Genomic DNA, 14,851 nt, shown 5'->3' with positions numbered 1-14,851 from the left:
TCTCCACGTCTACGCAGTCTTTGGCGGTGGTAACGGTGCGAATTTCGTCGGCGGAGGCACGACAACGGCCTCGCTGCTCCGGCTTCGGGCGACATAACCGATTGCCTGGGGAACCGTGACTGCCGCACCTCCGGTTGCATACGCAAGTACAGCGGATGCGCCAGTCTCGGCAACTTTGTAGGTGGCATAGGCTAGGCCAGCCGTTACAAGTGTCGAAATTGTCGCGCCTACTGCATTCAGTGCCCCGCTGGTCAGATATCCAGTGAGGCGGGGGATCTGCGTCAACAGGATTGCCAAAAGGACCAGGAATATCGCAGGAACCAGATCAACGAACGGCCCGGCGGTTAATACTCCCAACAACGCTCCGGTCAACAATGCCAAAACAAGGCTCCACATCGCCGGCCAGAGCAGTACCTGCAATAGGGCTTTCAAATACGTATAAGCAACCGTGCTGAGTTGACGGCTGGGCAGTAGTGCGAGCAGTAACGGACCAAAGATGTACAGCAGAATGACGGCCAAAGCTTGCGCGGCGACAAGCCCGATGTAGGCTAGGACGAGGATTACACCTGAAATCAAAATTAGAAGCGTAACGATGCTCGTCGATAGTCGCGCGGTGAAGACAATCGCCCCGCTGACACTATCGAATTGCGATTGGACCTGCTGAAAAAAGCTCTGAAAGCTGTTCGGATCTCCGAAATGGTGAGCCAAGTCGGAGCTCAAGACATTGAATTTCATAAAGAGGCTGCGATAGTCAGCAAGGACCGCCAGCGTAATGCCAAAACGGCACATGATGCGGAAGTAGTCTTCCTCCGCGCCGTCCTGGAAGAACGCCTGCAACATGCTGAACGTGAACACCAACCCTGCGAGAGGCAATGCGATGCCCAAGATCAGGGGCAGGTACTGCTCGGCACGGTCCCAAAGTCCGCCCAAAGCCGCGAGAAATCTGCTGATTGTTCCTAAGTCCGGCATTAGTGTCCCACCCTATCTCCAATGCCATACGACAGTTGCATACTGCCGACCATGGTCGAGACTGTGGTCAGTTGTGCTTGACGAACTTGTTCGAGTTCTTTTTCCTGTGAGTTGTCGCGGGCGATCGAGAGGGCTTGCAATCTCATCAGCCGAGCCAATAGGCGATGGTCGTAGGCTTGCGAGCGCAGCAAGGCCCCATTCGCGGCGGCGGCTAACTTGGCCGCACCCCCTGGACTCGCGTTTGCCGCGCGTGCCTCAATATCATCAGCATCGGTTTCTTCCTGTACTGACACGAGTTCCATCCGCGAAGCATCGAATAGCCCGAGCGTTGCCGTGGCATCCGTCGCATCAATTCTTCTTTTGCGAATCAACGGGAAGTCAGCAGACGGTATGACCCCGTAGGTCAGTTCGAGGTCTCCGCGGACCGTGGCGGGGTCAACGAGGACGTTGCGAAAGTCGCGCTGCAGTTGTTGAAATTCTGGGAATTGGCTCCCGACAGCCTCATTCAGAAGTCCCTGAAGCTGTCTTCCGCGAACAAGCGCGACCCCTTCCTGGACCCCCGCATTGATGCGGTTATATTGCTGCACGTAGAGACCAAGCGTGTTCAATGTCTCCTGCGAAAGTCCGATTTGTTGGCCGATGCGTGCGACGGCAGTCCAGTCGATCACCGGCATAGTTCCGAAGAACGCGTGAGCCGCAAGTGGCACAAGAAGAACAGACGTAATCGTCAGGCCAATGAGTGATTTCCTACGAAGCAGCCGCATAGGTCTCCTTTTGATTCTTTGCTTGCGGTGACGCAAGGCCCTGTGGGTGGGCCAAGCCGAGCCTGTAAATGGCTTCGAGCGCGGACAGTTCCTGGTGCTCTTTTGCGAATTTTTCCCTGAATTCCATTTCCACCGGATTGCTGGTGGTTGCCCAATAGTCAAACGGAGTCGCCGTTAGCTGTATTACCGTGCTTGATTCCGGCTGATTAGCGACGAGGAGATAACTTTCGGCGAAATGTCCCGGCACATTGCGCAGTTCCTTCACTGCCTCTAATGCCGGTTCTGAGAGGTGCAGAACTTCGCGAAGACGGGACAGTTCTCCCAGTTGCGCGCAAACAAATTTCGCCTCCGTGTTTTGCAGGATCGCCAAACCTACGGTGTGCGGAGATTCGGCCGTGCCCACGAAATCTTCAATGCCCTGACTGGCCGCGATGATCGAACCATACCGTTTGCGTGCCGTCCGAAATGCATTGAGAACCTGCGTCCCTAATACTGGATCGGCCAGCATTGCCCAGACTTCGTCGAACACAGCGACTGTTGGCCGAAGGCTTCCGCTCGTGTCTTTCCGGCCAATCTGTTGGTCTATGGCTCTCGCGATGGTGAAGGCCACGGCTGCTTGCAGTTCGGGAGATTCCTTAAGTCCGTCGATGTCGTAGCAGATGATGTCTTCCGTCTTTCGCAGTTCCGGGCTCGTGTCCTGGTCGAACAGTTGCGCGTAAACGCCTTCTCCCGTCCAGCGGTTCAATTTCAATGCAAGCACGTGGGCGAGCTGCTCAATAACTGCGTTCTCAAATGGATAGTGCTCCAATGTCCATTTCAGGTCGGAGAAACGGGGAGTCTTGCCGATGGCGAGTAGCCGCTCATAGGTCATGCGAACGGCCTTCTCCAGAAAGTTCAGTATGACCGCATCGTCGGAGCCGGTCTTACCAGCCATGTGGAAGGCGAGAGACGCCACACCTGCAACCTGAGCGGAATCCAACTCGTGGGTTGTCCCATCGAGATCCCATGGGTTCTTCACCAACTTTGTGCGTAGGCTGATCTCCCGATACTGACCTCCGAGAAGTTCGATCAAAGCGCGATAATCTGCGCCTTTGGTGACAATAGCGATACGTGGATTGAGCACTTGCAACTGCAGCAGAAGCTGCTTCACTAGGAACGATTTGCCAGAACCGGTCTTGCCGGTCACGAGAATGTTGGCATTCGTGAGTTCATTGCTGAACGGATTGAAGCGAAGCAATGTTCCTTCGCGTGTCCGTGCCAAGAAGGCAGGAGCGTCATGATGAGTTCCGGTCCATGGCAGCTCTGTTGGAACAAAATCTGCCGCCTGCCCGGAGAGCAGAGTGAATTCCCGGTTGGACTTCCGAACTCCTTGAACACCGGGCAGGAACGAAATAAACGTGGGGAGTAACGAGGTGTCTTCACGGTATCCGCGGGCGCCGTTCATCTGTCCAATTGCCTGTAACACGGACTCAACCCGCTGCGCCAACTCCAGCTCTGCATTCTCGCGTTCTGCGGCAGTGTGCGCGACTTTCGAGATCGACACAATCACTGCCAACTCGATCTCAACGAGCCGCTGAGAAGAAGTTACAGCGGAAGTCAGCGTATCGACCGAGTCCTTTTCGAGAGCGGCTGCTTGAAAATCGCGCCGGCGGCTGCCGTCCTTCCGCAGTTGAAAAGCGAGGCTCTTCTTCAGCAGACGACGAAGTTTGCGCACTTTTGCTGCTTGATCAGGCACTCGGACACTCACAACGATTTCGCAAGGAAAATCCAGCGCGAGCAGAGGGCGCGGAAGAGAAGCGAATGTTGCCTCCGGCAGTTCCGAAAGCGTGACAACGCCCTTCAGAACGCCACCGAGATCAAGAAAGCGGACGCCTTCCGACCAATCCGTGTTAAGCAAGGATTCGAGATCGCGGCTCCGACTTGCCGGATGCCGATCCGCTGGGTTGAATGACTGGTACACCAGACCAGCGAGTTCGGGCTCTCTGAGCCGCCGCACCGGAGTAATCGCTTCGAGGCCGAGGCCATACGTTCCAAGAAGTTGATTGAATTCGGCGACCAGGCGATTGTGTGCTATGCGATTGCGCTGCACCAATGCTTTGGTTTGGGCTTCGGTCAGTGCGAGGCGGATGACATTCGGGAATTTCGAGAAACCCTCCCGCGTAAGGCCAGCCCAAAACGCTGCGGCGAATCGTGAGATTGCCGAACGAGTGTCCCACGTGCGGATGGGTTTCCAGGACAAGAGTGCAATGAGCTTGATAGAACGTACTTGACCCGCATCGATTGCCGATCTCCAGAATGAGAGACGATTTTCTTCGAGCCATGCTGCAGGTGAATTAACGCAATTGGAGGAAGTCTTCCTGTCCTGCAGAACTTGCGGTGTTTCGTGATCTACAACGTAACGAAACTGAAGCTCAATCTCTGGGTGCCGGAATCCCTTTATGAAGGCATCCAGAGCACTGCTGACTGCTTCGAGACGCTCAGCGGAAGCGAATTGGCTTGCGATTCCAACGCACTCCCATCCTGCGCAGAACGAGCCATCTCTGCGCACGATGAGGTCATCCCGGATTTCCGACACGGGAATTCTGCCGGCGAGCGAAGATACTTCCTTATCACCGCTTCCGTCGCATTCGGATCGCCTCTTGGCGCTGCCGTATGGTAGGAATACCGCGAGCGCGAGTGTCAGCAGCGCGAGGACTCCGATGAGTGCGGCAACCAGATGAATTGTCGAGGGCTGGATCATTGTTCATCCTCGATGAGATATGACAACTGCAAATCATTCGATCGTGCGCTGTGGGCATTCGGGCGAAATTGGTGCTGAAGCCAATCGACCAGGTAGCCACGCGGTTTACCGTGTTTCGCCCATCGGATCAGCAGAACCAGGACAGCGGATGTGCCATAGGCCAAGATTGTTGAGACCGGCAAGAAACCGAGGAACACGCGGTGAATGTGGTCTCCGATCAATCGCATGAGGATTGCCCAGGCGATCACCAGACCCCAGTCCTCCAGTTCCAAGCCGAAAAACTCTGCTCGCACTGAAAGCGAACGCGCGACGGGTTTGAGTCGGAGCGGCACGACTCACCCTGCGAAAGTGCGGAGGAGTTGCAGAACTGACGACAGCAGCAACGCGCCGCCTGCTCCAGCCCACTGCTTGCTGCTCGGACGCTCCCGAGCGACGTTCGCCACAGCCCACATCACGAGAAAACCGGCACCGAAAATGCCGAGCCCTTGGGCGTAGCTGAGAGAATTTGAAAGGAACGACGTAACGCGATCCCCGCCGACTTGAGCAAAGGCGGGCAAACCGAAAAACGTCATGAGCACAAGCTGGCTGAATGCCTGGCGCAAGCCGCGCGCACAACCACTTCCTCGCCTACTCGAAAGTCGAGCCATAAGTCTTCTCCCTTTATGGTTGGTCTTTCTACCGAAGCAGCAAAACGGGAGCAGGATCAGCACGAGATGCTGAAGGAAGGTTCCTGCTCCCGTTGCATTCAAGTCAGAGGGTGACTTCGGTGCCTCACTTCGTTTCCTACGTCACGCAGCAATGTGCGTGACATCGGTTTCGACTTGAGGCATCGGGCGGGAAAGCTCCGGTGAGAATCCCTTCTCACTATTACTAAATGGGCATACCCCCGGCGAAATTCCGCCCCCTGATTGAGATTTATTTTGTTTAGCTGAGATTGGTGATGTGGGAACAGTCGCATGATCCAGTTGAAGCGAGTCAGGATCTGCTGCTATCCGCCGCAACCGGTTCAGGATTTTTTCCAAGCGGTGATGGACTGCCTTGGCCGACCGCCATCTACTGCTTCGCAACTCCATCGCTTCGAATTCTTCGCAATGGAATTTGAGCAACAGTTCGTAATCGGCGTCAGACAGCACACCTCTGGACCGACAGCGTTGGAGGAAGTCATCGAGCGCGTAGTCTCGCTCCAAGGTGTCTTCCGACACCTGTTCGGGACATTCGGTCTCGCTGTTTTCCTCTTCGGCCGTAGTGATCCTGGCCTCCTTGATCGCCCAGCGGAATGTGTTCTTGCGGAACTCCCTGACCAGGGCGAGCAACAGATGTCCATTTTGGCGTGCGATGAAAGTGGATCTTGCTGCTTCCAAAAGACACAGCACTGCCTGTTGCGCGATGTCCTCAGGAGTCAATGATGGGAACCTTTGGGAAATCTCGCGACAGAGCTTGTGAATTGCGGGTGTGAATGCAAGGAGAAGCAATTGCTGCCCGAACTCGCGAGTGGCCCTCTCCGCGATTGCGTGGATCACCGCGTGGAGTATCTCGCTTCCGGCATTGTGGTTCGCCGCGTTGTCTTGCTGGTGCAAATATTCGACCAGATCAATCGGCGAGCTGAAGTGGTTCAAAACAGGGTAGATGCTGGCAAGCGCTTGGAATTGGGTTCGGGCTATTTGTGTGCTAAACGAATCGAGCAGTGCCGCCTCGACATTGCAGACAACGCATTGGCAGTTGTTCTCCTTGTTCATCGGCTGGTACTCCTGAGGGATAGATGGGGGCTTCGGAATCGCCTAGCCATCGCAGAACGAGCCTCTCGAAAGAGCGCAGTTCGTCGAATCGGCGACTCGAAGACCAATCCAAGATTTTCTCCCCCACTTATACAAAGGCCGATAAACTCGAAAACCTCAAAAGCAGATAACAGATTTTTTTTCGCAGGCCGACCTATCGTTACAAATTTTGAGTTGACGACTAACTTCTGCGGCTTCGGCGTGCGCAATAATGAAAGCGTGACAAAGTGCCTTTATTGCAGTTCCGACGGCGATACGCGTGAACACGTGATTCCAGCCGCATTTGGCGAATTCAGGGATGCCCCCGAACTACAGGCTCCTATTTGTTCGATCTGTAATAACCAACGCTTAGGCTTACTCGACCAACAGGTCGCTAGATGTGGCCCAGAAGGGTTTATGCGCGAGTTCTATGGTGTGAGGGGGCGCGCCCATCACGTTACGGTGAATCCATTCGCTCGCGGGAGTGCCGGAGCGAGCAGACTAGAGTTCTCGACATTCGACCGCGAAGTGGGAGTCGAGGTCAACTTGGAGATCCGAGGCGGCATTGTGACCCAGATGTGCGAGTTGATTCTCGTTGAGACGGAGACGGGAAAGACCCATCACTTTCCGCTTGCGGAAACCACCACTGCAGATCAGCTCCGAACTACAATCGAGCGGAGTGCCGTTCGCAAACCATATGAAGCCAGGCTGTCGTGCTATCCGCACGAGCGGGCATGGGTTGAGAAACTGCTCCGACAACATTCACCGGGGATTACATTCTCCGAATCGAGGCAGATGAGCCATGTCATTGAGGAACCCTCAGTAAAGTTCCAACTCGGAGAGCGCTATTTCCGAGGAATCGCCAAGATCGGCTTCCACTACTTTCTGACGCAATCGCCGATCTATTCTGGCAGTGAGCAGTTCTTTTCTCCCATTCGATCATTCATCTACCAGGAAACGAAGGGGCCTGTTCGACGTGTGAACCAATTTGTCCAGATGAGGCATCATCCGCTGCTTCTGCCAATGCTGAATTCTAACGCCCGGCCTGATGGATGGCGGGCACACGTCCTCGCGGCGGAAACGCGCCCGGGTAGATGCTTGGCGCACGTCCAAATGTTCCTTACTGAGGAGAATCCTGGCCTTATCTATACGGTCAATCTGGCACAGGATCCCGTGATCTGTGACCAGACCGCCCATGCCCATCTCTATCGTTACTTTTCAGAGGGGAAACAGGGAAGATTTTCTGGGGAGGCGACGCCGCTGCCGCCCGTCCGAGTTGCCATGGAATTTTCCCCGACGACACCAGCCGTGACGAGCAGCTAGTGGACAGAGGCATTCATTCCGGGTGCGAGTGGCACGCTCGTCCATTCATTTGTTGAAGGCATGGAGGCTAGAGATGTCCTCGGAAGACGATCTCGCGAAGGTGCGCTTCGGGATGACGGAAGTTCCCAAATCCGGGGGCCAGCCTGGGGACTACGAGGAACGCCTCAGTCAATGGTTTCTAGAGCGTTCTTTTTTTCGTGATTTCACATACCGAAATCCGCAAAAGAAAAAGGGAGAGGAGCTTGCCGACGCTGTCGTTCTGTTCGATGACGTTGCCCTTCTCGTTCAAGTGAAGGCCAAATGTGGGAACCACGAAGCGAAAGCATGGGCTACCGAAGCAATTCTCAAAGCCCTAAAACAGGTGCAGACCACGCACGCCAGTCTTGCATCGGGCACGATCAATACCTTGGCGAACGAAGTTTACGGCAAGCTCGATTTCGATCCCGCGCAGTATCCCAACATGTACGGGATCATTATCCTCGCCCAAGAGGCTGAACCCTTCGATCCTTATGACTTGGTTCCAGAAATCAAGGAATCGGTCTTACCGGTGTTTGTTTTCTCCCTCCAAGACATCAAGCTGCTAACCGACCGTTTCGATACAGCTGCCGACTTCATCCACTTCATCGAGTTGCGCACCGATATAGGCACGGCGGGAACAACTTTTCGCGTGAACAACGAAGAGCAAAACCTGGCATGCATGATCGACTTCGCTCCGCAAATTTACAGGCTACGGATGCAGCCCATCACGCCCGAGGTTCTTGCGCGGACCGTCGAGGCTTTCCGGCGAAAAGCTTCGGGCGAGTTGGTACGATCAGCCGAGTGGCGTTATGGACTAGCCATCGATGACATGATCGCGCGGGCACACAACATTGATCCTGATCTTCCATGGAATAAGGGACCAGCCGCTACCGCTGCCGATGTAGCGCGGTTTCTGGGGTGGCTCTCGCGTGATCGGCGCATCAGGTTAGGAAAACGAGTGCTAGACGCCTGCATCAAGAGCGAAGCGACGGGGAATCCCGAGTACTTTACACATTTCCAAAAATCACGAGGAACGGTTGCCGTTTATCTTATCTCCGGTGAAGCTCGAAAGGACCGCTTAGCTCATCTACAGTTTCTCGTGACATACGCCCACTTCAAATACCAGGTCAAGCAATCCTTCGGAGTGGCCACCGATAGCGGCGTGAGTGGGCGGTCTTACGATTTCATCCTGACTCGGAAGCAACTCCAACCCGAAAACATCGAATATCTGAAAACGCTTCCGAACCCATTCGCTGATGACCACAGCGAGCTCTAACAGTTTCGATAGGATAATCACAAATTGAGATCCTTCTTTCAGTGCGGATGTTCGGATTCTGTCCCTGCTCTTCTGCGCTTCAGATCGGCCAAACTCTCCATGTAACGGTTGAAGCAAGGGGAGCAGCAAGTGAGGTGCCTAAAATTAAATAGATCGGCTTCCTTGGGATGCTCGGCCAATCGTGTCAATTCGAAATCGGAAGGGCAGTCGATCCGCTGCGGATTGGGAATGCTTCGGAGAGATGCCTCTTGGCGAAGGCGAAGAATTCCGCCTCGTTAAGTTCTCTTCGCTCACCTCTCTGCATGGCGCCGGCCTCCGCAGCATCAGTAGACATGCCGCATCACTGAAGTGGCACAGAGCAGAGCAGTCGCAGTCTTTCCTCAGCCTTCTGCTTCGCCGTTGGGAAATCCGGTGCATGTCCTTCGGAAAGGCGAACACCATCACGGGTCACAAAATACAAGAAATCAACTCCGGAATCCGCGACCTCGACATAGGCGACGTAGCCACCCAGGGCGATGCCCAACCTCAACACCCCCGCCGTGATGCCACTTTTCAAATCGAATGGATTGCCCATCGCGCTAGGTACCCTTTAACAATAATTGTGAGAACTGAACGCCTGTGAGTTCAGGCGTCCAGCTTCTTTCCTTCGTACAGCCGAATTACTTCGAAATCGTCGGTCGTACTGTCGCACAGTTCGACTCTTCTGTCCGTAATGATTCGAGGATAGAAGTACAACGAGAAATCTGTTTTGTCCTTGAAACGGATGCTGACGTACAGAGTGCGGTCCTCAACGACGTAGTTAACCCAATCCACCACCTTGCCGTGAATTTTGCGAAATCTTTTCCGCAGTTGTTCCTCCCGTTTCTTGATTCTCGCAGCAAGTCGCCTCCGCTCGTTTGGAGTAATCGGCTTCCCTATATCAGCCCTCTTCATCGGTGTTTTCATAAGCGATTTTCCTTAGCCGACGAATGTGTTCGCCGGTGACGCGCGCAGGTCGGACAGCGATGGATGATGCAGGTGCGGCAGGCTTTCACCTTGAAGCGTTTCAGCACGGGGTTGATTTTGCCGCAGTCTTTGAGCCAATGCCGAGTGGCCAGAATCTCAGCGCGTAGGAAATCTATGGCGGCGTCCTTCGCCTCTTCATTGTGTGCCAGGTCAGCGGGACCGATGAGGTCAATGTGTACACCGCCGAAGCGTATTTCCTTGCGGTCACGGTTGATCCCTGACTCCTTCTTCGAAGTGCGGCTCATCTGTGCCCCCTCCGTAGCCCCCCGAGCGCGACCTTGCGAACGATCTTCAACATTTGGATAACGGAGCGCCGAGACCTTTCATGCAGACGCGACCAGTAGGCCCAGTTTATGAATGCGTCACATTCGTAGATCACGCTACGGAGTACTTCGCGCTCTGCACTTGGCACTTTCGTTTTCGGATGTGGCTGGCCAACATGTCATTTCCTTGGGACTCGCCTCATCACCGGACGAGATCTCAGTTCCTTCCAACTCACAATGTCCCCGCCCTTGAGGGCAGAAAGTTCGGGGGCAGCCGACAAAGCAATGCTTGCCTTGAAGCGAAAACTCACAAGTGTGTCGTCATCGAACTCAATCGTCAGCGCAGTGTAGTCCTCATTGTTCACAAATCGCACCTGCTGAACGACCTTGCCGCCCAAGGCAGGGTATTCGACACCTTCTCCCCGCCAGCGCACGAGCTTGTCTTTCACGGTTTTCGCCTTCCTTCGAATTGGAGTTCGAATCTCTTGAGGTCCGGAAACAATGTTGCTCGCTCGCGGAGTAACTTTCGGAGTTCGTACTCGGCAGCCCGGAGAAGGTCTGCTGCGCACACATTTGCGAGGGGATTATTGCCGAGGTTGCGCGGTCCTAGCACTTCGATTTGCAGGCTGCTAAACGTGATCAACTTCTCTGAATTTGGTTCCGGGTCCATTCCATCACTCCTTCGGTCGCCAGAGAGGCGTGTCGTTGGGAACCAGTCCGACCTTTCGGATGAGTTCCTGGTCCCCGGTCTTGAAGTCGAACAGTTCCAGCTTTCCCGAGAGGTGGGTATCTAGCGAAATTGTCAGTTCTGTTTTGTCTGCAAATTCCAGCGAAATGTACCGGCATTCCAACTCGTTCGAGATGCTGACAGATTGCAACACTTTGCCCTTGATCCCGGCGCTGAACGTGCCTTGGTTAAGCTTGCGGCGATATCGTCTCTGTCTTTGCTTCGCCACTCCCATCCCCCACCGAAAAAAATTCAGTGCTCATGCTCATAAATGACGGCGTACTCTTTCAGGACTTCACCATCCCCGGTTTTCCAGTCAAAGAGTTCTGGCTCGATGTCAATCCGATGGTGGAGGTTGAAGTGAATCGCTGTTCGGTCAGCAAATCGCACAGTGATCATTCGAAAATCCCATTCGTTAGTAACCGTGATCTTCTGGACCGTTTTGCCAGCGACTCCTTCGATTTCGACAACATTGTGGGACATCAAAACCTCCTCAGTTCCCCGGTCCGGCAACCACGCTTGCCTAGCTGTTATCAGAATTTGGGTTCCAGTTGGCCTGCTTGTAGGCTTTCTCATAAACCGCCATCAATTCGTGCGGCGTCAGCTTCAAGGCGTGGGCTATCCGGCAAACTTCTGCTAGCGAAGCATGGCCTCCATGACCTCGCTCGACCTGAATCAAGAGCCGCACTGGAATGCCCGCTGACACAGCCAGCGTCTTTCGGCTCATATGTTGTTCTTCGCGCAACTTCTTAACAGCCCGTCCCAAGGCCCGTTCGTGTGATCCGTCATCGTGTTGCCCCTGAGCCGCCACAAGACGTTCTAACTCCTCTAAAGTCAGACCTCTCTCTTGTGCAAGTTCTGTGACCCCCGCAAGGAATGCCATCCGTATGGCTTCGTCTCCTGGATATCTCCACTCCGTCATGACAGCCTCTACTGCTACGCTCTACGTACTAAATATAACACGTACTAAAAAGGACGTGTTCTTTTTAGTACGTAACGCTTAGAAAAAAGATCATGCCCGATGAATCCCACTTTTTCAAAGGCTTGGGAGCGAGGATTAAGCAGCTACGTGAACACGCTGGCTACAGCCAGGAGGACATGCTGTCGCACGGCTACTCCGTGCGTTATTGGCAAAAGATTGAAGCCGGAAAACCGATAACATTACGTACACTTCTTCGCATCTGCCGCCTGTTTTCAACACCGATGTGCGATGTGGTGAGGACGTTAGACGGTATTCCGCCAAAGCGTCCCCGGCGTTCTAGGTAAGCCCATCCCGGAAACCGTTCTTTTGACCTCGCCGCAACTACCCTAACGCCCGGCTGCACATTTGCGCGAGCACGAGCGGAGACTACCGTGAATTTCGCGTCAAGCGGTGAAATTTCTATTGTCTGGTCGGATTTCCGACCATGCTCCCGAGTAATGGTTTGCAAGTGCATGATGGGCTGAGACAAGTGCTCAAATGGACGAGGGAGCAAAAACGCAAAAGTCGGTTTCGCGCTGCCCGAAATTCCGACCAGACGCCGCACAATGGGCGGCTATCCCGCTTTCCTGCGTTTCAGGTCTGCCAGGATTTCCATGTATCGATTGAAGCAGGGGGAACAACAGGTGAGGTGCTGGGGGACAAACGGATCGGCAACTTTGGGATGTTCGGCCAAGCCGATCAATTCGGAATCCGGAGGACAATCGATTCGCTCTGGGTTAGGGAAGGCTTCGGAAAGATACTTCTTAGCGAAGCCGAAGAATTCTTCCTCGTTGATTTCCTTCCGCTTTTTCTTCCGCATTGGTCGCGTAGCGGACCTCACCCGAGAAGCATCCGTTGATCTCAGTCTGGCATAGAGTGGCCCGCCCTCCTATTTCAAATCTTGAGTCGCTCCCGCGCCTGCCGTAGCGCATGACTGAACCTTGCCTCGGCCGCGTGTCCCGACACGCCATAAGCCTGGCCAATCTCGTCCCAGGAGAATCCCTGCAGTCGTCGCAGCGCCATATCTTGCATCCAAGGCTCGCAGAGCCTCAGAAATTCTTCGAGCAACATCTTGTCTTCTAATTCCCGTAACGGATCAGCCCACGACGGATTTGAAACCGTCATCACCTCGCTCAGGCCGAGCAACGTGGGCTGTTTACGCTTTAGACGATTGAGTTCGTTCAAAAACGCGCGAAAAAGGTATAACCGCAGGTCGCGACCCTGCATTGGATTGCCAGTGGGATTTTTAACCCTTGCTGTCAGCGAAACCGATGCCGCGACTTCCTCAAGCACATTCGTGACCACCGCAGGATCGCCAAGCAATTTCCGACCGTATTCAAGCGCTTCGGAATAAATTCTTTCAGCCGCCTCCAGCACTGCTGGGTCGATTTTCCTGCCACGCCGGTCAACAGCGTTGAGGCGGAAGAGACTGCGAGAACCTTCAGCCGCCATTGTGGGTACACCGGGACCTATCGAACAGGCCGGGAGCCTCCGACTTCTTGTGGATGATTCAGGCGAATAGCGGCGCACCGGCCCCGAGTTGCTGCCGATTCGAGGTATTATGCTCCTGTTCGGAAGGCGTCTCAACTGGCAGTCTTCCACCACGCGCGTGCCACAATACTTCGTCTATGCTGCGCGGCGCCCAAAGAGTCGGCGCGGGAGGATGAAACATGCGCAAAAAATGCCCTGTGCTCATATTCGCTTTGTGCTTTGCCATTATGGCGAGTGTCGGCTGCGAACGGCTGTCACGACCAAACGTATCCGGAGTGTGGAAAGGATCAATGGAAGGCACCGACAAGCGCGGGCACAAGTGGCAGGGACCCGCTGAATTGACGTTGAATCAGAATGGAGACGCCATCACTGGAACATTCGTCTTCACTCCGCCGCAGGCGGGGCGCGTTCAGGTGCCGATATCTTCGGGCGTCGTATCCAAGGATTCGCTGACCTTTTCGGGTCAAAATCAGTTCCAAATGGCATCCATCGAACTGACTTTTCACGGTACAGTGAACGGTTCGACGCTCAATGGCACAGCCAACATGACATCCCGCAGTATGATTCTCGGAGCAGCGACGGAGACGATTTCACTAAGCGTCACAAAGCAATGACGTTCTTTCAGATTCAGAAATCGTGACGATACGGTTTGGGCTGCATGCGCAGTCGCCTTCTTCGTCCTTGACGCCGAGGATTCGCTTTGTCGGCATCCCGATTGCACGTGCCCTTAACAAGTGCTACGTTCAGAAGTCCTCAATCGGACGCGCTTTCAGCCCGTTGGTTCTGAGCCGTGTTGTACACTCCTGAAAGTTTAACCATTTTGTGATCGCGCGTCCGTAACGGGGGTATTTTCCCGAAAATGGATATGTGTGCCAAAAACAAGCAATGAGCACTCAGGCTTACGACAAATTCAAGAAGCTCTTAGGCGAACTATTCATGTTCGACCAAGCCGATCTCGATTTCGGCATTTATCGAATTATGAATGCCAAACGGGAGGAGATCAGCCGATTCCTGGACAACGACTTGCTTCCGCAAGTCAGACTTGCGCTCGGTACGTTGGATCAGGGGAGGCGAACGGAGATCCAAACCGAGTTGGACAAAGCTATGAAGGCGGCAGGGGAGTTGGGTGTCTCTCCCGACACAATCCCCAGAGTCCAGGAGCTTCGCCGACATCTTCGGGAAGACCACGACGTAGCCGCTAGTGAAGAGGAGATCTTCTCCAGCCTCTACAACTTCTTTCGTCGTTATTACGACGCCGGCGATTTCATATCACAGCGTCGTTACAAACCGGGTGTGTATGCGATTCCCTACGAAGGGGAAGAGGTCAAGCTGCACTGGGCCAATGCGGACCAGTACTACATAAAAAGTGCACAGTACTTCCGGGACTACGCTTTTCGCCTTCCGGACGGTCGCCGTGTCCACTTCAAGGTTGTCTCCGCTGAAATTGACGTGAGCAACAACCAGACCTCCAAAACTCAAGATCGGCGATTCGTCTTGGCAGAATCCGATCCGATCATCGTTGTAGGTGGAGAGCTTGTAATTCGCTTTGAGTACAAGTCG

General features: G+C 54.2%; 18 protein-coding genes. 3 read left to right on the top strand and 15 right to left on the bottom strand.

Features of this window, described 5'->3' with window-relative positions; translation table 11 throughout:
• Window positions 1-9 precede the first annotated feature (9 nt).
• The 6 genes from VN577_07980 to VN577_07955 form a co-directional block, all read right to left on the bottom strand.
• A complete protein-coding gene (locus tag VN577_07980) occupies window positions 10-969 on the bottom strand; it encodes a hypothetical protein (protein ID HWR14753.1) in 960 nt (319 codons plus the stop codon).
• Window positions 969-1,733, bottom strand: a complete 765-nt coding sequence (locus VN577_07975) for a hypothetical protein (GenBank protein HWR14752.1) — start codon at window positions 1,731-1,733, stop codon at window positions 969-971. The genes VN577_07980 and VN577_07975 overlap by 1 nt, the downstream gene beginning before the upstream one ends.
• A complete protein-coding gene (locus VN577_07970) occupies window positions 1,717-4,473 on the bottom strand; it encodes a hypothetical protein (protein ID HWR14751.1) in 2,757 nt (918 codons plus the stop codon). The genes VN577_07975 and VN577_07970 overlap by 17 nt, the downstream gene beginning before the upstream one ends.
• On the bottom strand, window positions 4,470-4,805 hold the full coding sequence (locus VN577_07965; GenBank protein HWR14750.1) for a hypothetical protein: 336 nt from the start codon (window positions 4,803-4,805) through the stop codon (window positions 4,470-4,472). The genes VN577_07970 and VN577_07965 overlap by 4 nt, the downstream gene beginning before the upstream one ends.
• Before the next feature lie 3 nt (window positions 4,806-4,808).
• Window positions 4,809-5,120, bottom strand: coding sequence for a hypothetical protein (locus VN577_07960; protein ID HWR14749.1), 312 nt, complete (start codon window positions 5,118-5,120; stop codon window positions 4,809-4,811).
• 141 nt (window positions 5,121-5,261) lie between these two features.
• Window positions 5,262-6,209 (bottom strand): hypothetical protein, encoded by a 948-nt coding sequence (locus tag VN577_07955; protein ID HWR14748.1) that lies wholly within the window; start codon window positions 6,207-6,209, stop codon window positions 5,262-5,264.
• Window positions 6,210-6,644: 435 nt separating this feature from the next.
• Between VN577_07955 and VN577_07950 the strand changes: the two genes are divergently transcribed.
• On the top strand, window positions 6,645-7,550 hold the full coding sequence (locus VN577_07950; protein HWR14747.1) for a hypothetical protein: 906 nt from the start codon (window positions 6,645-6,647) through the stop codon (window positions 7,548-7,550).
• Window positions 7,551-7,623: 73 nt separating this feature from the next.
• Window positions 7,624-8,844 (top strand): hypothetical protein, encoded by a 1,221-nt coding sequence (locus VN577_07945; protein HWR14746.1) that lies wholly within the window; start codon window positions 7,624-7,626, stop codon window positions 8,842-8,844.
• Window positions 8,845-9,184: 340 nt separating this feature from the next.
• Here the strand turns inward: VN577_07945 and VN577_07940 are convergent, their stop codons facing one another.
• The 9 genes from VN577_07940 to VN577_07900 all read right to left on the bottom strand — a co-directional run bounded on the left by VN577_07940 (window position 9,185) and on the right by VN577_07900 (window position 13,252).
• A complete protein-coding gene (locus tag VN577_07940) occupies window positions 9,185-9,418 on the bottom strand; it encodes a hypothetical protein (protein HWR14745.1) in 234 nt (77 codons plus the stop codon).
• A 50-nt stretch (window positions 9,419-9,468) separates the two neighbouring features.
• Window positions 9,469-9,789: a hypothetical protein gene (locus VN577_07935; protein HWR14744.1), complete on the bottom strand. Its 321-nt coding sequence runs from the start codon at window positions 9,787-9,789 to the stop codon at window positions 9,469-9,471.
• On the bottom strand, window positions 9,786-10,094 hold the full coding sequence (locus tag VN577_07930; protein ID HWR14743.1) for a hypothetical protein: 309 nt from the start codon (window positions 10,092-10,094) through the stop codon (window positions 9,786-9,788). Before VN577_07930 ends, VN577_07935 begins: the two co-directional genes overlap by 4 nt.
• Before the next feature lie 197 nt (window positions 10,095-10,291).
• Window positions 10,292-10,561, bottom strand: a complete 270-nt coding sequence (locus VN577_07925) for a hypothetical protein (protein HWR14742.1) — start codon at window positions 10,559-10,561, stop codon at window positions 10,292-10,294.
• Between the two features lie 225 nt (window positions 10,562-10,786).
• Window positions 10,787-11,068, bottom strand: a complete 282-nt coding sequence (locus VN577_07920; GenBank protein ID HWR14741.1) for a hypothetical protein — start codon at window positions 11,066-11,068, stop codon at window positions 10,787-10,789.
• Between the two features lie 23 nt (window positions 11,069-11,091).
• Window positions 11,092-11,322 carry a hypothetical protein gene (locus VN577_07915; protein ID HWR14740.1) on the bottom strand — a complete coding sequence of 77 codons (231 nt, stop codon included), beginning with the start codon at window positions 11,320-11,322 and terminating at the stop codon, window positions 11,092-11,094.
• 40 nt (window positions 11,323-11,362) lie between these two features.
• Window positions 11,363-11,722, bottom strand: coding sequence for a helix-turn-helix transcriptional regulator (locus VN577_07910; protein ID HWR14739.1), 360 nt, complete (start codon window positions 11,720-11,722; stop codon window positions 11,363-11,365).
• Between the two features lie 652 nt (window positions 11,723-12,374).
• Complete coding sequence (locus VN577_07905; protein ID HWR14738.1) at window positions 12,375-12,620, bottom strand: hypothetical protein; 246 nt, start codon at window positions 12,618-12,620, stop codon at window positions 12,375-12,377.
• A gap of 74 nt (window positions 12,621-12,694) precedes the next feature.
• Window positions 12,695-13,252: a hypothetical protein gene (locus VN577_07900; GenBank protein ID HWR14737.1), complete on the bottom strand. Its 558-nt coding sequence runs from the start codon at window positions 13,250-13,252 to the stop codon at window positions 12,695-12,697.
• 329 nt (window positions 13,253-13,581) lie between these two features.
• On the opposite strand from VN577_07900, the gene VN577_07895 reads away from it, so the two are divergent.
• Window positions 13,582-13,905, top strand: a complete 324-nt coding sequence (locus tag VN577_07895) for a hypothetical protein (protein HWR14736.1) — start codon at window positions 13,582-13,584, stop codon at window positions 13,903-13,905.
• Window positions 13,906-14,851 lie beyond the last annotated feature (946 nt).

The sequence above is a fragment of the Terriglobales bacterium genome (assembly GCA_035561515.1).
Taxonomy (GTDB): domain Bacteria; phylum Acidobacteriota; class Terriglobia; order Terriglobales; family Acidobacteriaceae; genus DATMXP01.
This window is presented reverse-complemented; position numbering and strand designations above follow the sequence as displayed.